The 18,604-nt window shown below is 62.1% G+C and carries 20 protein-coding genes and 1 riboswitch; of the genes, 6 read left to right on the top strand and 14 right to left on the bottom strand.

The annotated features are described in order from the left end of the window. Positions 1 to 27: 27 nt before the first annotated feature. The 4 genes from EK369_RS13105 to smpB all read right to left on the bottom strand — a co-directional run bounded on the left by EK369_RS13105 (position 28) and on the right by smpB (position 3,101). Positions 28 to 1,212 (bottom strand): amino acid aminotransferase, encoded by a 1,185-nt coding sequence (locus tag EK369_RS13105; RefSeq protein WP_127114712.1) that lies wholly within the window; start codon positions 1,210 to 1,212, stop codon positions 28 to 30. Next, positions 1,212 to 2,069, bottom strand: coding sequence for a 3-mercaptopyruvate sulfurtransferase (gene sseA / locus EK369_RS13100; RefSeq protein WP_127114711.1), 858 nt, complete (start codon positions 2,067 to 2,069; stop codon positions 1,212 to 1,214). Before sseA ends, EK369_RS13105 begins: the two co-directional genes overlap by 1 nt. 114 nt (positions 2,070 to 2,183) lie before the next feature. Then, complete coding sequence (locus EK369_RS13095; protein ID WP_127114710.1) at positions 2,184 to 2,459, bottom strand: hypothetical protein; 276 nt, start codon at positions 2,457 to 2,459, stop codon at positions 2,184 to 2,186. A 162-nt stretch (positions 2,460 to 2,621) separates the two neighbouring features. Continuing rightward, positions 2,622 to 3,101, bottom strand: coding sequence for an SsrA-binding protein SmpB (smpB, locus tag EK369_RS13090; protein ID WP_127114709.1), 480 nt, complete (start codon positions 3,099 to 3,101; stop codon positions 2,622 to 2,624). Positions 3,102 to 3,196: 95 nt separating this feature from the next. Between smpB and EK369_RS13085 the strand changes: the two genes are divergently transcribed. Next, on the top strand, positions 3,197 to 4,000 hold the full coding sequence (locus EK369_RS13085) for a helix-turn-helix transcriptional regulator (RefSeq protein ID WP_127114708.1): 804 nt from the start codon (positions 3,197 to 3,199) through the stop codon (positions 3,998 to 4,000). Positions 4,001 to 4,030: 30 nt separating this feature from the next. Next, positions 4,031 to 4,237, top strand: a riboswitch (cobalamin riboswitch). A gap of 98 nt (positions 4,238 to 4,335) precedes the next feature. Then, on the top strand, positions 4,336 to 4,662 hold the full coding sequence (locus tag EK369_RS13080; protein ID WP_127114707.1) for a thioredoxin domain-containing protein: 327 nt from the start codon (positions 4,336 to 4,338) through the stop codon (positions 4,660 to 4,662). A gap of 207 nt (positions 4,663 to 4,869) precedes the next feature. Here the strand turns inward: EK369_RS13080 and EK369_RS13075 are convergent, their stop codons facing one another. The 3 genes from EK369_RS13075 to EK369_RS13065 form a co-directional block, all read right to left on the bottom strand. Continuing rightward, positions 4,870 to 5,085, bottom strand: coding sequence for a hypothetical protein (locus tag EK369_RS13075; protein WP_127114706.1), 216 nt, complete (start codon positions 5,083 to 5,085; stop codon positions 4,870 to 4,872). 115 nt (positions 5,086 to 5,200) lie between these two features. Continuing rightward, positions 5,201 to 5,503 carry a DUF1294 domain-containing protein gene (locus EK369_RS13070; RefSeq protein ID WP_127114705.1) on the bottom strand — a complete coding sequence of 101 codons (303 nt, stop codon included), beginning with the start codon at positions 5,501 to 5,503 and terminating at the stop codon, positions 5,201 to 5,203. Positions 5,504 to 5,659: 156 nt separating this feature from the next. Then, positions 5,660 to 8,572, bottom strand: coding sequence for an error-prone DNA polymerase (locus tag EK369_RS13065; RefSeq protein WP_127114704.1), 2,913 nt, complete (start codon positions 8,570 to 8,572; stop codon positions 5,660 to 5,662). 76 nt (positions 8,573 to 8,648) lie between these two features. On the opposite strand from EK369_RS13065, the gene EK369_RS13060 reads away from it, so the two are divergent. Then, complete coding sequence (locus EK369_RS13060) at positions 8,649 to 10,313, top strand: Y-family DNA polymerase (protein ID WP_127114703.1); 1,665 nt, start codon at positions 8,649 to 8,651, stop codon at positions 10,311 to 10,313. A gap of 229 nt (positions 10,314 to 10,542) precedes the next feature. Next, on the top strand, positions 10,543 to 10,890 hold the full coding sequence (locus EK369_RS13055) for a DUF2794 domain-containing protein (RefSeq protein ID WP_127114702.1): 348 nt from the start codon (positions 10,543 to 10,545) through the stop codon (positions 10,888 to 10,890). 109 nt (positions 10,891 to 10,999) lie between these two features. On the opposite strand, the gene speB is transcribed toward EK369_RS13055, so the two are convergent. The 4 genes from speB to EK369_RS13035 all read right to left on the bottom strand — a co-directional run bounded on the left by speB (position 11,000) and on the right by EK369_RS13035 (position 14,630). Next, positions 11,000 to 11,962 carry an agmatinase gene (speB, locus tag EK369_RS13050; protein WP_127114701.1) on the bottom strand — a complete coding sequence of 321 codons (963 nt, stop codon included), beginning with the start codon at positions 11,960 to 11,962 and terminating at the stop codon, positions 11,000 to 11,002. Then, on the bottom strand, positions 11,959 to 12,789 hold the full coding sequence (locus EK369_RS13045; protein ID WP_127114700.1) for a C40 family peptidase: 831 nt from the start codon (positions 12,787 to 12,789) through the stop codon (positions 11,959 to 11,961). Before EK369_RS13045 ends, speB begins: the two co-directional genes overlap by 4 nt. Further along, a complete protein-coding gene (locus tag EK369_RS13040) occupies positions 12,789 to 14,171 on the bottom strand; it encodes a leucyl aminopeptidase family protein (protein WP_127114699.1) in 1,383 nt (460 codons plus the stop codon). Before EK369_RS13040 ends, EK369_RS13045 begins: the two co-directional genes overlap by 1 nt. 66 nt (positions 14,172 to 14,237) lie before the next feature. Further along, positions 14,238 to 14,630: a hypothetical protein gene (locus tag EK369_RS13035; RefSeq protein WP_127114698.1), complete on the bottom strand. Its 393-nt coding sequence runs from the start codon at positions 14,628 to 14,630 to the stop codon at positions 14,238 to 14,240. A gap of 134 nt (positions 14,631 to 14,764) precedes the next feature. Between EK369_RS13035 and EK369_RS13030 the strand changes: the two genes are divergently transcribed. Beyond that, positions 14,765 to 15,415: a carbonic anhydrase gene (locus EK369_RS13030; protein ID WP_127114697.1), complete on the top strand. Its 651-nt coding sequence runs from the start codon at positions 14,765 to 14,767 to the stop codon at positions 15,413 to 15,415. Between the two features lie 92 nt (positions 15,416 to 15,507). Here EK369_RS13030 and EK369_RS22305 read toward each other — a convergent pair whose 3' ends face one another. After that, positions 15,508 to 15,642: a hypothetical protein gene (locus EK369_RS22305; protein ID WP_268920613.1), complete on the bottom strand. Its 135-nt coding sequence runs from the start codon at positions 15,640 to 15,642 to the stop codon at positions 15,508 to 15,510. A gap of 295 nt (positions 15,643 to 15,937) precedes the next feature. Here EK369_RS22305 and EK369_RS13025 point away from each other — a divergent pair, with 295 nt between their 5' ends. Continuing rightward, complete coding sequence (locus EK369_RS13025; RefSeq protein ID WP_127114696.1) at positions 15,938 to 16,408, top strand: relaxase family protein; 471 nt, start codon at positions 15,938 to 15,940, stop codon at positions 16,406 to 16,408. 50 nt (positions 16,409 to 16,458) lie between these two features. Here the strand turns inward: EK369_RS13025 and EK369_RS13020 are convergent, their stop codons facing one another. Then, the gene (locus EK369_RS13020; RefSeq protein ID WP_127114695.1) at positions 16,459 to 17,481 is read right to left on the bottom strand and encodes an aspartate-semialdehyde dehydrogenase; all 1,023 of its coding nucleotides are present in this window, start codon (positions 17,479 to 17,481) and stop codon (positions 16,459 to 16,461) included. Positions 17,482 to 17,593: 112 nt separating this feature from the next. Next, a complete protein-coding gene (locus EK369_RS13015; protein WP_127114694.1) occupies positions 17,594 to 18,604 on the bottom strand; it encodes a glycosyltransferase family 4 protein in 1,011 nt (336 codons plus the stop codon).

The following is an 18,604-nucleotide window of genomic DNA, read 5'->3' as shown; positions in this document are numbered from 1 at the left end:
GATGTGAATGTCACCTTTCAGGTCGGGTCAGATCCCGACATCCGAGATGGCCTGCGCCAGAATCGGCACCGTGACGTCGTTCAAACCGGCAATGTTCAGGCGGCTGTCGGATACCATGTAGATGCCGTGTTCGGCGCGCAGGCGCTCGACCAGATCGGGCGTTGTGCCCAGTTGCGAGAACATGCCGCGGTGCTGAGCGATGAACCCGAACCGGTCCGAGCCGGTCAGCCGTTGCAATTCGCTGGCCAATTGCTCGCGCAGACGCAGCATGCCCAAACGGGTGTCTTCCAGCTCCGCTGCCCAGTCGGCACGCAAGCTGTCGTCGGTCAGGATCGTGGTCACAACCCGGGCACCGTGATCCGGCGGAAAGCTATAGTTCTGGCGGTTCAGGTGGTTCAGGTTGCCTTGGGTGACGGCAGTGTTGCCAGCCTCGGCTGAGATTGCCATCAGCAACCCCGTACGCTCGCGGTAGACCCCGAAGTTTTTCGAGCAGCTGCCCGCAATCAGGCATTCCGGCACGTTCGACGCCACCAGGCGTGTGGCTGCCGCATCCTCTTCCAGCCCGTCACCAAAGCCCTGATAGGCAATGTCGATCATGGGCACGAGACCCTTGTCGTTCAACAGGGTCACGATCTCTTGCCACTGGGTCAGGTTCAGGTTCGCGCCGGTCGGGTTGTGACAGCAGCCATGCAGCAGCACCACGTCGCCAGCCTTGGCTTCGGCCAGATCTTCCAGCATGCCGTCAAAGTCCACGCCGCGGGTTTCCGCGTCAAAATAGCGATAGGCGGTGTTCTTCATCCCAAGGTAATTCAGGATCGACACGTGGTTCGGCCAGGTCGGGTTCGACACCCAGACCGTGGCGTCGGGGCTGGTGTTGTGGATCAGCTCGAACGCCTGACGCACTGCACCGGTGCCGCCCGGCGTGGCGATGGCCGCGATCCGGTTGCGTTCCACCGAGGTGTCCAGGATCAGACCGATCATGGCATCCGAATAGGCCGGGTCACCCGCCAGCGCCACATAGGCCTTGGAGGTCTGTTCTTCGACCAGGCGCCGTTCGGCTTCCTTGACGGCGCGCATCACCGGGGTCACACCCTCGGCGTTCTTGTAGACACCCACGCCAAGGTCGATCTTGGTCGGGCGGGGATCTTCGCGATACATCGCCATCAGGGCGAGGATCTTGTCGGCGGGCTGTTGTGTCAGTTTGGTCAGCATCAGGCTTCTCCGGTGGCAATAGGAAGCGTGGGGAAAGCGCCCCACTCGGTCCAGGAACCGTCATAGACGGCGTAATCGGTCTTGCCGAAACGTTCCATCGCGAGGGCAAGAATACAGGCGGTGACCCCCGATCCGCAGGTTGTGATGGCCGGTTTCGACAGATCGACTCCAGCAGCCTCGAACACGGCGCGACAGGCATCCGCGGCCTTCATCGTGCCATCGGCATTCAACAGGTCTGCGAAGGGCACGTTTTTCGAGTTCGGAATATGGCCCGAGCGCAGCCCGGCGCGCGGTTCTTCCACGTCGCCCTTGAAGCGCGCGGCGGCGCGGGCGTCGATGATTTCGTAGTCACCCAGCTTTGAGGCGCTCGAGACCTGCGTCACGTCTTTCACCAGATGGTTCTGGCGGCGCACGGTCATGTGGCGGTCGCGGATCATGGGTGGCAGATCTTCGATCTCGCGCCCCTCGGCCTGCCACTTGGGCAAGCCACCGTCCAGCACGGCAACGTCGTTCTGGCCCATCAGCTTGAACAGCCACCACACGCGGGCCGCCGACTGGACGCCCTTGGTGTCATAGATCACCACCTGATGCCCGTCGCCCACGCCCATGGCGCGCATGCGGCTCATGAACTTCTCAACCGGCGGCACCATATGCGGCAGGTCACTGCGCAGATCCGCGATCTCGTCGATGTCAAAAAAACGTGCGCCCGGAATGTGGGCGGCATCGTATTCGGCTTTTGGATCACGGTTTTCCGCGGGCATGTGCCAGGACCCATCAAGAATCCGCAGATCCGGGTCCTTCATATGTGCTGCCAGCCAATCGGTGGAAACAAGTGATCTGGGATCGTCCTGTGCCATGGGGCCCCCTCGAAAATTGCCATTCCTGCCTACTATCGGGGGGGCAGAGTCGCAAGGGGCCTGCGCGGTAAAGCGCGCGCCCGATGCGGTTTTGTGGCAAGTTACTTGCCCGTGTTACTTGCCAAGCGCCTTGCGTATGACCGAAACCACGGCCAAAACCACGCCGCCGCCGACCCCGCCCGAGGCGACCTGACCAATGATCCCGGCAATGTCCATGCCGCCGCCGGCCAGCCCGCCAGCGCCTAGCGCGCCCAGAACCTGGCTGCCCAAACCACCGCCAACAATGCCCGCAATCGCGTTGACCAAAGTGCCCTGGTCAATCTTCGAGATCAGCTTGCCTGCCGCGGTACCGCCGACGGCACCGGACAAAAGCCCAATAAGTAGTTCCATGTTGTTCCCCTTCCCAAGGTCCCTGGTTGGGGCTCGCACACAACCAAACACACAATCCGGGCGCCCCGATATCCGGATCGGGACCACTGTCCTGTGTTGCAGTGCAACAATCAGCGGGAAAAACCGGGGAATTCTCCCCGCGTGGCAGTTTTGGGTCTGCCCCTAGTCGCCGTGGCGCAGCAGGCGCTGTTTCTGGCGACCCCAGTCGCGCTTGGCCTCAGTGGCGCGCTTGTCGTGGATTTTTTTGCCCTTGGCGATGCCGATCTTCAGCTTCACCCGCCCCTTGTGGTTGAAGTACATCACCATCGGCACCAGGGTCATGCCCTTGCGCTGGGTGGCATTCCACAGGTTCGACAATTGCTTGCGGCTGACCAACAGTTTGCGGCGACGGCGCTCCATATGCGGGAACATGGCGCGGTCGTATGGCGCGATATACGAGTTCACCAGCCACAACTCGCCATCTTCCACCGCCGCATAGCTCTCGGCGATGTTCGAGGAGCCCATCCGCAGCGATTTCACCTCGGACCCGGTCAGTATCACGCCACATTCAAGGTCATCCTCGATGGCATAGTCAAACCGTGCCCGCCGGTTCTCGGCGATCACCTTGTAGTTGGGGTCAGCTTTCTGCGTTTTCTTGGCCATAACCGCGCCTGATTACCGCGCGTTGCGGCAACTGTCCATGACCACAAGTCGCAGGGACTGGATATTCCCTTTTTCCGCGATAAGTGGCATCTGACATGAGTATTTTAGGACAGATTCCCGTTTTGCCAAAAGATATCGGAACTTTTGTGCGCGCCGAGCGCATTGTCGCCAGTCGGAACATGTCCGAAATGTGGTCGCACCACATCCGGAACATGCAGGATTTCGGCTTTGATCGCATGATCTACGCCGCCACCCTGCTGTCCGTGCGCGTGGGGTGGGGGGATCCGGGTGACCGGCTGGTTCTCACCAATTATCCCCCCGCAGTGACAGATGCCTTCTTTGCGGACAATCTGCACGAAACCGCGGCCAAGGTGGCACAGCCAACCCGTGGCGCCGGGGCCTACAGCTGGAGCGAGGCCTACAGCGCCAAGGACAAGGACCGAGAGCTGACCGAGGATGAAAAAGTCCACCTCGATCTCTGCCAAAAATGGGACATAACCGCCGGGTACACGATCTGGTTCAATGACGCGGGCCAACGGCGCAAGGCGGTACTGGGGCTCTGCGCCCAAAAGGGTCTGACCCAGGAAGACGTTGACCTTATCTGGCAGCGTGACGGGCGTGAAATACACTCGCTTTGCTCGGTCATGCATCTCAAGGCCGCGACCTTTCCAGCCCCTGCGCATCGCGATCTTCTGACCCCGCGCCAACGCGAGGTGCTGAACCTGATTGCAGATGGTCACAGCGTGCAAAGTGTTGCCGACACCTTGCACCGCAGCCCGGCGACCATCGAAAAACACCTGCGTCTGGCGCGCGAGGCGCTCAATGCGGAAACCACGGCCAATGCGGTGCGCAAAGCGTCGGACCTGAACCAGCTGTTCCTCGTCCCCGGCGCAGGCTGAATCGCGCGCTTTACAGACCCCACGCCTTGGCTTACCACTTGCCCCGATGGTGTCTGGTTCTTCGGAATCAGACCTAGGGAACACGGTGCGGCCCCACTTGGGCCAATTCCGCGACTGCCCCCGCAACTGTAAGCGGCGAGCGACCCTGAAGCAGCCACTGGTGCCCCGTGCACTGGGAAGGTTCAGGCACAGCTTTGACCCGCAAGTCAGGAAACCTGCCATCGCTGAACTGAAACCACAACCGGGCGGGGCGATCCGGGAAAGGGCTGATCTGATGGCGCATCGCGTTTTACATTCCGGCTTCCCACCGCACCCGCACACGCGCGGAGGGCGTCATGAACCGGACCATTCCCCACAAAATCACCAACTGCACCATCTGTCCCCACACCGGCGAGGCCTGTCGCATCGGCTTTGAACTGGCGCGCAAGCTCTGCCAGTCGATCACCGCTGGAGGCGACATGATCTCCGAGGACTTCGAGATCACCGGCCATGTCGAAATGGTCGGCTGTATGCGCCCCTGCACCGGGGTCTTTCATGCCACCAAGTCCAGCTGCCACATGTTCGGTGATGTTGAAGAGGGGGCAGATGTCGCAGTCCTTCTGGCCGCGAACGCCCCAATGGCCGCCGTTACGCTCGAGGCCGGAGCCGCGCCGTTGAACTGATGTGGACCCTCATTAAGGCGTTTTGCCTTTTCCCTGACTCGGTAGAAACGCAAAAGGCTTTAGGGTGTTTTGAATGGCCTGATCCTGACAAAACTCAGGGTCAGGCCCCAATTGGCGACGCAACCTGAAAGGCCTTGGCGAAACAACCGCCAAAACCTCTTCACCGACGATGGCCGGGCCGTTTGAACCCACACGAAAACGGGGGGTTTAGTTCACGATCTTCATGGGGTCCGCATCCGGAAAGCGCTGGAGCAGCGCCTTGGTCAGCATGTCTTTCATCTCGTCCCGGCTGCGTGCGGCCGGGCGGGTGACGATGGCAAAGCCGTTCAACGTCAGTTCCCCACGCCAGAACTCTTCCCCCAAGGCAGGGTCAGACCAGATTTGCGCGCCGATTTCGACCGTGGTTGTCAGCTTCTGGGTCATCTTGTCCTCCTTCGGTTTCGCTAGCTATGATAGCGCTAACGATACCGCATACTGCGGCGGAATGATGCCCCTGTCAAAGCCAAATTTTGCCGAGGCCACCCTGCGCGGGCTGCGGTCACAGCGTTAGGGCCCCGGCCAATGCGGCGGCCGAGATCAGGATGAACAGCACCCCATGCAGGATCAGAATGGCGCTGAGTTTTCGGGCAAAGGGCTGTTTCGTGGTCTTGTGACGAAACACTTTCTGCCCCGCGCGCGCGCCGATACTGCCTCCGATCAGCGCCAGCGTCAGCAGCGTGGCTTCCGGGATACGCCGCCATTTGGCGCGCGCGCTGAGCTTGTCCCAGCCAAAAACCAGCAGCGTGATCGCGTTGACGACCAACAGCCAGGTGACGATCAAACCGAGTGCAGTGTCGTCCATGGTTCCGATCTTCCCGTTATGCGTAAACGCTGTCTTACCCTGTCGTGCGGCCGCTTTACCAGCCCTGACGCACCGGTTTTTCGGTGCAGATACCGACGTAATACCGACGTGATACCGACGCGATGCAGATCGTCATTTTTATTGTTTTTCAGCTGTTTACCCATGATTCGCCGTTTCAGGCGTCAACAGATGCCTGAGCAGCGCCACCGGGTGGCTGCGCAGCGTCAGCCGCATCGAGACATAATCCTCGACCACCTCTTCGCCCTCGGTCATTTGCGGCAGGTTGGCCGCGGGTTCCACGATGCCTTCGCCATCCATATCGCCCGCGAATAAGGGCAGCGGCTGTTCCGAGCGGATCGCGCGGGCTTGCCATAACGCCTCGCGCCGGGTCATGCGCAGGGACCGAAAGGCATCCGCTTCGGCCAGCCGCAACAGCACCGGCGGGCTGATCCCGGCACGCCGCCAGACATCTTCGACCGACCGATAGCCATTGCCGCGCGCCGCCGTGATCCAGGCCGCATCCTCTTCGCGCAGCTTCTTGACCTGCCGGAATCCCAACCGCAGCGCCCAGCCGCCCAGGCCATCGGGCTCCATCACGTTGTCCCAATAGCTTTCGTTGATGTCGACGGGGCGCACCGCGACCCCATGCTCGCGGGCGTCTCTAACGATCTGAGCAGGCGCGTAAAATCCCATCGGCTGGCTGTTGAGAAGGGCACAGGCAAAGATCCCCGGATGGTGGCATTTGATCCAGGCGCTGGCATAGACCAACAGCGCGAAACTGGCCGCATGGCTCTCGGGGAAACCGTAAGAGCCAAAGCCTTCGATCTGGCTGAAACAACGTGCCGCGAAATCTTCTTCATAGCCGTTCTTCTTCATCCCCCGCATGAAGCGGTCATGAAATTCGCTGACATTGCCATGCTTCTTGAACGTCGCCAGTGACCGCCGTAGCCGGTCGGCCTCTTCCGGCGTGAACCCGGCGCCGATAATGGCAATCTGCATGGCCTGTTCCTGAAACAACGGCACCCCCAGCGTCTTGCCCAGCACCTCACCCAGCTCATCCGACGGGAACGAGACCTTTTCCTCGCCATTCCGGCGCCGGATATAGGGATGCACCATATCGCCCTGAATGGGCCCCGGTCGGATGATCGCCACCTCGATCACGAGGTCATAGAAATTGCGCGGGCGCATGCGCGGCAAAAAGTTCATCTGCGCCCGGCTTTCCACCTGAAACACACCAATGCTGTCGGCCTTGCACAGCATGTCATAGACCCGGGAATCTTCCTGCGGCAGGGTGGCCAGCGTATAGCTCTGGCCCACATGCTGCGTCATCAGATCAAAGGCCTTGCGGATGCAGGTCAGCATGCCCAGGGACAGCACGTCGACCTTCAAAATCCCAAGGGAATCAATATCATCCTTGTCCCAACAGATGACCGTGCGATCCTCCATCGTGGCGTTTTCAATCGGCACCAGTTCATCCAACCGCCCCTCGGTCACGATGAACCCGCCGACATGCTGGCTCAGGTGGCGCGGGAAACCGATGATCTCATGCACCAGCTCCATGGTCTGTTTCAGACGGCGGTCATTCGGGTCCAGCCCGATCTCGCGCATACGCTCATCCTGCACCGCATCCGTGGAAAAGAACCCCCAGAGCTGCGAACTGAGGGCCGAGATCGTGTCATCGCCCAGCCCCATGGCACGCCCGACCTCGCGAATGGCGCGCTTGCCGCGATAGTGGATCACCGTCGCACACAGCCCCGCCCGGTGGCGGCCATAGCGTTCATAGATCCACTGGATCACCTCTTCGCGGCGCTCATGTTCGAAATCGACGTCGATATCCGGCGGCTCGTCGCGGGCCTCTGACACAAAGCGCTCAAACACCATGGTGCCCACCTCGGGGCTGACGCTGGTCACCCCAAGGCAGTAACACACCACCGAATTGGCCGCACTGCCGCGCCCCTGGCAGAGGATGTCGCGGGAGCGCGCAAAATGCACGATGTCGCGCACGGTCAGGAAATAGGGTTCGTAATTCAGCTTGGCGATCAGGGTCAGCTCGTGTTCGAGCATGTCCTTGACCTTTTCCGGCGCGCCATAGGGGTAGCGCCAGCGCAACCCCTCATGCGCCAGCCGCCGCAGGCGCGCCTCGGCGGTTTCGCCCTCTGCCACCTCGCTGGGGTATTCGTAACGTAGAGAGTCCAGGCTGAACGTCACCTTCTCCGCCAGTTTATGGGTGTTTTCCAGCGCGGCTTCATAGCCCCGAAACAGCCGCTGCATCTCGGGGATGTTGCGCAGGCGCTGTTCGCCATTGGCCTGCGCATCCCGCCCCAGCGCGTCGATACGCTTGCCGGTGCGAATGGCGCTGAGGACATCCGCCAGCCGACGGCGGCGCCCGTGATGCATGCGCGGCGCAGCGCTGGCGACCAGCGGCAGGTCCAGTTGCTGCGCCAATGCGGAGATGGCGCGGAAATGCGCAGCATCCTGCCCGTCATAGCGCGGTGCCAGCGCCAGATGCATCCGCCCGCCAAAGCGGCGCCTCAACCGTCCCATGAGAGACGCCCATCCACCGGCGCCGCGCCGATCCCGCAGCGCCTGGGGGGGCGGGTGCAGGATCAGCTCCAACCCTTTGGAGTGCTCAAAAAGATCCGCAAGGTTCAGAATACATTGGCCTTTTTCCGCCCGCAGCCGCCCCTTGGACAGGATTCGGCACAGGCTGGCCCAACCCAGACGCGTCGCCGCCAACACGGTGATGGGTGGCGCATCGGCAAAGACCAGCCGCGCAGCGGGCAACAGCCGTGGCGTGTTGTAGATCGCCGCCGAGGGGGCAGGGGGCAGCCCCTTGGGCGCGGGCGGCCCGATCAGCCCGTGGGCGGCGTCAAACTGCTGGCGTTCCCTGACCCGCCGGGCAATCTCGCGCGCCTCGGTGTGGGCGCGCACAATGCCCGCCACCGTATTGTCATCGGCAATGGCAATCGCCCCATGCCCGTCCAGCGCAGCGCGGCGCATGTACTCTTCGGGGTGCGAGGCCCCGGTCAGAAAGGTGAAATTCGAGGTGATGCACAGCTCGGCCAGCATAGGTCACAGCCTCTGTCTCGACAGGTCATAGCGAATCGCGGTAGATAGAACAAAAAGAGAACAAAATGCTGCCCGCATGTCAAATCGACGTATCCTCTCTCTGTGGTTCCCGCGTCTGGGGGCCGAACGCCTGATCCGACAGGAGCCTGCCCTGTGGGGGCAGCCGCTCGCGGTTCTGCGCGAGACCGGGCAGATGCAGGTGGTGTCGTCGCTCTCGGAAGAGGCCGCGCGCGAAGGTGTGCACACCGGCCAGCCACACCGCGATGCCCAGGCGCTGTGCCCCGGTCTGGTGACGCGGTTGCAGAACGCCCAGGCCGAAGCCGCGTTCCTGTCGACGTTGCGCCGCTGGGCGGTGCGGTTTTCCCCTTGGGTGGCGGAAGAGGCACCCTCGGCGCTGATGCTCGACATCACCGGCTGTGCGCATCTGTTCGGGGGCGAGCAGGGGGTGATCGACTCGGTGCAAGAGGGTTGCACATCGCTGGGCCTCACGGTGCTGGCAGGTCTTGCCGACACGCCGGGGGCGGCCTGGGCCCTGGCACGGTTCGCCGGACGGGGGGATATGCTGGTACATCGCAGCGGTGATGCCATTGATCAGGAGGCCCCCGCCACCCGTGTGCGCGCGGCACGACGGCGACGGCACTGGACCAAGGGCGGGCCTGCCCCGCAGGTCGGCGTGAAAGGTCCCGCGCGCTCGGCCATCGCGCCCCAGGGCCAGACCCGCACCGCGCTGGCGGACCTGCCGGTGGCGGGCCTGCGGCTGGATGCCGACACCCAGGCGCATCTGGCACGGCTGGGCCTGCGCAAGATCGGCGACCTCGCGGGCCAGCCCCGCGCCGCCGTGGCGCGCCGCTTTGGCAAGGGGCTGGTGTGGCGGCTGGATCAGGCGCTGGGCTCGGCGCCCGAACCGATTACGCCCGCCCGCGAGGCCCCGAATTTTGCCGTGCGCATGACCCTGCCCGAGCCGATTGGCCTGCGCGAGGATATCTCGGTCGGCATGCGCCGCCTGCTCGAGCGGCTCTGCACGCTCTTGGACGACCGGGGCAAGGCCGCGCGCCGGGTCCGGCTGCAGGCCTTCCGGGCAGATCAGGGCGTCGAATGGGTCGAGGTGGGCCTTGCGCGCCCCACATCGGTCAGTGATCGCATCCGCCCGCTTTTGGAGATGAAGCTGGACGAGATCGACGCAGGCTTTGGCATCGACATGTTGCGGCTTGAGGCGGTGCAGGTGGAACCGGCCAGAAAACGCCATATGGCGGGACGTCTTGAGGCGCAGACTACAGCCGCAAAACGGCTGGGCGATGGCGAAGCGCTGGAGGATCTGATCGGGCGACTGGGCGCGCGCACCGGGCTGGAGCGCATCACCCGGCTGCATCCTGCCGACAGCCACCTGCCGGAAAAAAGCGCCAAGGTTCTGGCGGCGGCCTGGGCCGGGCCGCATGATGCGCCCTGGCCTGTGCCTGCGACCCCGCGCCCGGTCCGGATCTGGCGCCCCGAACCGGTCAATGCGCCGGACAGCCCCTATCCGCCGGGGCAGTTCCGCTGGCGCGGGCGGGACATGCATCTGGCCCTGGCGACAGGGCCGGAACGGATTACCCCGGAATGGTGGCTGGACGATCCCGACTGGCGCAGCGGCGTGCGCGATTACTGGCGGGTGACCTGTGCAGAGGGCGACCGGCTGCACATGTTCTATGCCCATGGCGATGCCATGTCCGCAGGCTGGTTCTGTCACGGCAGTTTTGCCTGAAGTCTTTGAGATGTCTGGAGAAAAAGGAGGGCCCTAAGGCCCTCCGGCGACACAGACTGGGTGGGGGCAAGAACGCCGCGCCGCCGGAGGTAGCGTTTGTTTCGCTATGACCTCAATATGCAGGTGGCTTGCGGCGACAAGAGGGAGAGTAGGGGGCCATTTGCCGAATAAGTTGCGGCAAAAACTGGGCAGGGTTGATTTTTTATGAAACCGGGGTGAGGGTGGAGATATGAATGCACAGCCGCCTATTCCTTTCAGCAAACCCTCGCAAATCCCTGCGCAGGTGGCCTTTCACCGAACAGAGCTCAGCGTCATCCTGTCCTTGTACGGCCGCATGGTCGCTGCCGGAGAGTGGCGCGATTATGGCATTTCCTCTTTGCGCGAGGTGGCGGTGTTCTCAATCTTTCGGCGCACGGCGGAAAATCCGCTGTATCGGATCGAGAAACGCCCCAAGTTGCGCAATCGCCAGGGGCTTTATGCGGTGATCGGCATGGATGGCCAGGTCCTGAAACGCGGGCACGATCTGAAGACCGTGCTGCGCGTTCTGGAGCGCAAGCTGATCCGGCCTGTTGATTGATTGCGCGCCCAAGGGGCGCACAGGATATCTCGTCACCGGGCCTTTGGCCCGTCTCCTCGGGGGGGCCTCCGGCGGGAGTATTTCTGGCAAGATGAAGCCGGGGGGGCGTTCAGGCGGCCAAGCGTTTGGCCATCACGCACAGAAGTTCGAACATGATTGAGACCCCGAGGAAGGCGGTGCCACCGCTTTCGTCGAAGGGCGGTGAAACCTCGACCATATCCGCGCCGATGATGTTGAGGCCATCAAGCTCGCGGACCACCTGAAGGGCCTGGAAGGAGTTCGGACCGCCGACCTCGGGCGTGCCGGTGCCCGGGGCATAGGTCGGGTCGACAAAATCGATGTCGTAAGAGACATAGGTGTCACCGGTGCCAACGATCTCGCGCGCCTCGGCCATGACATCGGCCACGCCGCGTTGAAAGAACTCTTCAATCTTGATGATGCGAATGCCGACGCTGGCGGCAAAGTCGATGTCTTCGCGGTCATAGGCCGTGCCGCGAATGCCGATCTGTACCACGCGTCTGGGATCCAGAAGCCCCTCTTCCACGGCGCGGCGGAATGGGGTGCCATGGGTGTACATGGTGCCGCCGAAATAGCTGTGAAACAGGTCCGTGTGGCTGTCGAAATGCACCATGCCGACGGGGGCATCTGCCGCAAGCGCCCGCAGGATCGGCAGCGAGGACAGGTGATCGCCGCCAGCCGTCAGAGGCGTGATGCCACGCGCCTTGAGATCGGCGTAAAAGGCCGTGATCCGGTCCATGCTGTCGGGAATATCCGCCGGGTTCGGGCCGACGTCGCCCATGTCGGCGCAGTTCACCAGCTCGAAAGGGCGCACGCCGGTCGCGCCGTTCTCGGCGCGGATCATGGTCGAGGCGTCCCGCAGTTGCCGTGGCCCGTGGCGCGGGCCGGGGCGATTGGTGGTGCCGCTGTCCCAGGGCACGCCAACGATGCCCACCTGCACATCCTGCACGCGCGGGTGGTCAAAGCCCAGATGCGGCAGGCGCATGAAGCTGGGCACTCCGGCAAAGCGGGGCAGATCCATGCCTGAGACGGGTTTGAAAAAGGGATCACTCATGGCAGGTCCTTTCCGGAGGGGCGTTTGTGCGAGGTCACGGGACCGTCGCCCTGTTTTTCGATTCGGGCAATGGCCGTTTCGATGTTTTCATGCACTACTGCCATGTGGTGCGCGTTGGCGTGGATCAGGGTCTCTGCGTCGACGACCAGGGCGACGTGGCCTTTCCAGAACAAAAGGTCACCGCGCGCGTAACCACCCGTTGCATCAGGGAAAGACGCCTCTTGCAGGTCGCTGTCTCTTGGGCAGGCTCTGCCAGCGGCATGGAACGCCAGTTGCACCAACCCCGAGCAATCAATGCCACAGGCGCTGTCGCCCCCCCACAGATACGGTGAACCAAGACACATCTCGGCGATTGCAACAGGGTCTTCGGCGACCCAGGACAAAGGGGCAAGATGCCGGTCAGGCACCCAGCCGGCAGGGGTCTTTGCAAAACCACCTTCGACCTGATCAACACAGAGTTCGCTGAAAAAGCTCAGAAACATCAGATCTTGTGATTTGAAATCCGGTGAGGTGTAGGCATGGGTGGCACGTGTGCGCACCCGGTGCGTTGGCCATTGGTTCTGCGTGAGATAGTCAGCCTTGATATATCCCGCATAGTCGTCAACCGGGTCGAACCCGAAAGCCCAGCCCTGATGAAACTCAAGAACCGTGAACCCCTGACCAAAGCGCAGTTGCTTGTCCCGGGATTGCCCCGGTCCTGACAGCAAATCTGCCACCGGCACGCAAATGCGCCACAGCGTTCCGTCCGTGAAGACGGGGGACTGGACCGCGCCCTCAAGACCGCTATGCGCCACCCTGTCATTGGCGGGCAGGAACCGCCGGTCCATCACAGCCCCAGCATCTCGGGCAGCGCCTGCAAGAGTGCGCGCGCGCCCATGCCGGTGCCGCCTTTGCTGCGCGCCGGGGCGGGGCTGGGGTTCCAGCCGTAGATGTCGAAATGGGTATAGCGCGGGTTTTCCGTAAACCGGCGCAGGAACAGCGCGGCGGTGATCGACCCGGCAAAGCCCCCTTTGGGCGCATTGTCGAGATCGGCAATGCCCGGTTCGATCATCTTTTCATACGGCTCCCAGAAGGGCATGCGCCAGACCGGGTCCGAGACCTCGGTGGCGGTTTTGGCCAGGGCCTCGGCGATATCGTCGTCATTGGTGAAAAACGGGGACAGGTCCGGCCCCACCGCGACGCGGGCAGCACCGGTCAGTGTCGCCATGGAGATCACCAGGTCCGGGTCATCCTCATCCGCGCACGTCAGCGCGTCGGCCAGCACCAACCGCCCCTCGGCGTCGGTGTTGTTGATCTCAACCGTCAGCCCCTTGCGCGAGGTCAGGATGTCGCCGGGGCGAAAGGCATTGCCCGAGACCGCGTTCTCGACCGCCGGGATCAGCACCCGCAATTGCAGCGGCAGGTTCAGCGCCATGATCATGCGGGCCAGGCCCAGCACCGTGGCTGCGCCGCCCATGTCCTTTTTCATCAGGCCCATCGAGGCCCCGGGTTTGAGGTTCAGGCCACCGGTGTCAAAACAGACGCCCTTGCCAACCAAGGTCAGCTTTGGGCCTGTGTCGCCCCACCGCATATCGATCAGCCGCGGTTCTTCGTCCGCGGCACGCCCAACCGCGTGGATCATCGGGAAATTCTGCTCGATCAGCGCGTCGCCCCGCACCACGGACAGGGATGCGTCAAAGGTGGTGGCGAGATCCCGGACCGCCTGTTCCAGGGCTTCGGGCCCAAGGTCCGATGTGGGGGTGTTGATGAGATCACGGATCACCCCTTCGGCTGCGGCGATGGCTTCGATTCGTTGTGCATCCACGCCTTCGGGACAGATCAGCCGTGCAGTGCTGCCGGATTGGATGGCGTACCGGTCAAAGGCGTAGCCTGACAACAGCCAGCCCAGGGCCTCGGTTTCGATGTCTCCTGCTGGCAAGGCACCCGCCAGCGCATAGGTGCCCTTGGGCAGGTTTGCGGCCGCTGCTGCCAGGGGAAAGCGTCCTTGGGCGCGGCTGGCGGCATCCCCATATCCGGCGATGGCCAGCGCCGGGGCGCCCTTGGCATCAGGCACCACTTGCGCGCTGCCGATCACCGGCTTGAACCCCACCGTGTCCAGCCATGTCGCCGTTGTTTGGGATTGCGCCTTGCGCCAGCCGTCATACCCGTCCTTATCGACGATGTGCAAAGGGATGGCGGGGCTGTCGGGCTTGGCAAATGTCAGCGGCATGGGCGTCCTGTTCGAGCAATTCGTGTCCCGCCAGCCTATCTGCTTCGGCTCAACCTGCAAGCGCGATCACAGGCTCATGCCCTGCAAATCCCAAATTTCACTGAGCGAGGATTTGCCGCTGCGCATCAGCCGCATTTGCGTTGCAGCCAGCGCGACCTGATCCCCCGTGGCGATACAGCTCAGCACGTCATCAGCCACCATGGTCAGCGTGTCCAGCCCCACCTGATCTGCAATGGCAAGCAACAAGCGCGTGTTTTTCCGCATCTCGTCCATCTGGTCGGCCAAGTAACTTGTCTGGACCTGCTCCAACCTCAACGCCAAATCCCGCATCGCACGCGAGACTACGTCCCTTGCAGCCGTTTCACCCAATTGCCGTTTCAACTGAACAACACGGTCCGGATTGAGGCATACATGCTCATCCGGCCTCAGTTGGCATACCTGTTCCACACTCTCACCCATTTGTATTTCACCCACACCGGGGTCGAATTTGCCGCCAAGAAGTATCCAAATCGTTAGGGCGCGGCCAAATTTCCACTCGAAATTCGTAAGATTTGAGACTATCCCCACTGAAACCGGGATGCTGAGGAGAGACGATGCAACACGCCAAGCCACTGCCCAACTATCTGGTCCAGCGCTTTCAGGGGTGGAAAGCCACCACCTACGAGAAAAACCAAAGCTGGTACCGTCACCTGATGACCCAAGGACAACATCCGCGCGCCATGATCATCTCGTGCTGTGACAGCCGTGTGCATGTGACCTCGATCTTTGGTGCCGATCAGGGCGAGTTCTTCATCCACCGCAATATCGCCAATCTGGTGCCGCCCTATGAGCCAGACGGCAACAAGCACGGGACCTCGGCCGCAATTGAATACGCCGTCACCGCGCTCAAGGTGGCGCATGTGGTGGTCATGGGGCACTCGCAATGCGGCGGCGTGCGCGGCTGCATGGACATGTGCGAAGGCAATGCACCGGCCTTGGAAAGCAAAGAGAGCTTTGTCGGGCGCTGGATGGACACGCTGCGTCCCGGGTACGAAAGGGTCTCCAAGATTAAGGACAGCGACAAACGCGCCAGCGCACTGGAACGCGAATCGGTCCTGGTGTCGCTGGAAAACCTGATGAGCTTTCCTTTTGTCGCCGACCGCGTGCAGTCCGGCGAATTGACACTGCACGGTCTGTGGCACGATATCGGCGAAGGCGGCTTGGAATGCTACAACGCCCAAAGCGCCGCCTTCGAACCCGTTTGACCCTGTGAAAAAGAAGAAAACGGTCCTGCCGGGATGGCGGGACCGTTTTCTCTTGTGCGAAACAAACGGAAGAAGTTTTGCCTGGGGGGCGTTTAGATGAAGAGGTTCTCTTCGGTCTCTTCGCACACAAGCAAGGCGCGCAGACGGCGCTGACGGGCCTTATCGAGAAGCGATGCTCCGGGTTGGCCGGCAGTTTCGATACGGGGGGTGTAGAACTCTTTGCGCATTGTGTCAGTCTCCTAAGCGTTTTGCCCTTGCTTGATGAGATTAACTATGCGGACGAACTGTGGCCAAAATCGTACGAAATGAGGCGACAGCATGGCAAATAGACCCGAAAACGGAAACAGTCCGTTCGGATTTTAGCAACATTATCAGTTGGTTAACGCGTTGGTAAACCTGTGCCCCTCTTCTGGCAAGGAATTAGGGCATTTCTTTTGACACTTTGCGGAAACACTGTGTTTGGCGTGGCAGAAATGGGGCAGCTTAACCCTGTGCTAACCCTGTTGCGCCACGGTTCAGACCATGGAACAGCAGCAAGTTCACCTTCAATTGCCGGAACCCATGTTGCGGGCGGCGGCCGCGCTGGCGAAAGACGCGGACATCAGCGTTGGCCAATTGGTGCGCTGTGCGCTCGAGGCCGAGACCAAGCGCCGCACCACCCCTGCGAAGACGCCCAAACGGGCGGATGAGCCGCTCCTCGCCTCCTTGCGGAAGCTCCTCGCACGCGATCTTGCTGTGGCAGTAAGCTGGCCTGACCTGACAACACGGCTTGCAGACAAGGGCTTCGCTTTTCGCGAGGCCGGGGGCGCTCTTGCCCTGCACAGCCACCCAGCGGGGACACGGCTGTGTAAAGCCTCGGAGCTTGGGTATGGCTACGCCGCGCTCTTGCGCCGGTTTGGCAAGCCGTTCCCAGGCCACAGTCATCAGAAACTTGCAGAGCGTGTGATCGGGGCCTCCTCTGCCTGTGAAGAAGTGCTTGACCCCGATCCATAGAAAAAGGGCGCCCCGCAGGACGCCCCTTGCCAAACTCAAATATCGCAGGCTCAGCCCTTTTTCAGAACTTCCCGGCCCAGCGTTTCCGCAATCTGCACCGCGTTCAGCGCAGCACCTTTGCGCAGGTTGTCCGAGACGCACCACAGGTTGATGCCGTTCTCAACGGTCGAATCCTGGCGGATGCGGCTGATGAAGGTGGCAAAGTCTCCGACGCATTCGCGCGGGGTGACATAGCCACCGTCTTCGCGCTTGTCGATCACCATGATGCCGGGCGCTTCGCGCAGGATGTCGCGCGCTTCGTCTTCGTCGAGGAACTCTTCGAATTCGATGTTCACCGCTTCCGAGTGGCCCACAAATACCGGCACCCGCACGCAGGTCGCAGTCACTTTGATCGAGGTGTCGACGATTTTCTTGGTCTCGGCGACCATCTTCCACTCTTCCTTGGTCGAGCCATCGTCCATGAAGACGTCGATGTGGGGAATGACGTTGAACGCGATGTCCTTGGTGTAGACCTTGCGCTGATAGTCGTCGGTGGGGTTGTACTGCGCCTTGGTCTGATCCCACAGCTCGTCGATGGCATCCTTGCCCGAGCCCGAAACCGACTGATAGGTCGACACGACAACACGCTTGATTTTGGCGCGGTCGTGCAGCGGTTTCAGCGCCACAACCATCTGCGCGGTCGAGCAGTTGGGGTTGGCGATGATGTTTTTCTTGGAATAGCCGTGGATCGCATCGGCATTACACTCCGGCACGATCAGCGGCACATCGGGGTCGTAGCGGTAAAGCGACGAGTTGTCGATCACCACGCAGCCTGCCTTGGCCGCGATGGGGGCATAGACCTTGGTCGCGTCTGACCCAATGGCAAACAGCGCCATATCCCAGCCCGCAAAATCGAACTGTTCGATGTCCTGGGTCTTGAGGGTCTTGTCACCAAAGCTGACTTCAGTACCCAGCGAACGACGGCTGGCAAGAGCGGCGATTTCATCCACCGGGAACTGGCGCTCGGCCAGGATGTTCAGCATTTCGCGGCCCACGTTGCCCGTGGCACCGGCGACAACAACACGATAACCCATGTTATCTCTCCAATATTGCGACGCGCCCTATTAGCGCCGATTCCCCTTGGGCAAAAGGGGGCGCTCTTGGTTTTTCGTGAAGTGGGACATTTCGCACCGCGATCAATGCGGCTCAGCCCTCGTCCAAAAGCCCGCGATAGAGATCGACCAGCGCGTCCGCCTCGCGGTCCAGCCCGAACTGCGCCTGCGCCCGCTGCCGCCCCGCAGCCCCCATCGCGCCCAGGTCGCGCCTCAGCATCCTGCCAACCGCCTGGGTCAGGGCCGGGGCGTCATCCTTGGCCACGATCTCACCGCAGTCCTGGCTGACAAAATCGCGGAACGCGCCGACATCTGTCGCCACCACGGGCACCTCGCAGGACAGGGCTTCCAACGGGGTCAGCCCGAACCCCTCCAAAAGAGAGGGCGCCACATAGAGCGACAGGGCATTGTACGCCCTTGGCATCTCAGCCAGGGGACGCTCGTCCTTGAACAGGATGCGCTCCTCCAGCCCCGCCTTGGCGATCCGCGCTTTCAGCGCCTTGCCATAGGCGTCATTGTCCGGCGTGATCCGCCCCATGATAATGGCCGTGTACTCCGGGTGATCCGGCAGCAACTCGCACATCGCCTCGACAAAATGATGGGTGCCCTTTTTCTCGCGCACCCGTCCAAAACAGCCAATCAGTTTCTGATCGCCTGCGCCAAAGATGTCTGACGACGCAGGCGCAAACACCTCGGTGTTGACCCCGTGCGGGATGATCACCGGGTCCCCCGGCATCACCGCGGCATTCTGCGGGGCCGTTGCAACAATGGCGTCCATCTTCGACACCATCCACCGGGTCAATCCCCCGCGCTTGCGCGGCGAGGATGAGGTGAAAACCAGCTTCAACCGCATCAACCCCAATGTCCGCAGCAGAATGCCCAGCATCATTTCATTGTTGCGCCGTGCGTGCCAGACGCGCATCCGGCGCTTGAGAAACGGCAGCTTCCACACAGGCACAAAGGGCAGCCCCTCGGGCAGCGCAACGCCGGTCGCCACGATGCCGATCTTCTTCACCTGATATGGCACCAGCGCAATCACCGTCGCCGTCACACCCGACAAGCGCCGGTTCAGGTTCGGGGCAATGACCTCGATCTCATCAGCCAT

It is taken from the genome of Shimia sediminis, assembly GCF_003990645.1.
GTDB classification, from domain to species: domain Bacteria; phylum Pseudomonadota; class Alphaproteobacteria; order Rhodobacterales; family Rhodobacteraceae; genus Shimia; species Shimia sediminis.
The sequence above is the reverse complement of the archived record's forward strand: the minus strand, read 5'-3'. Positions and strand labels throughout refer to the sequence as shown.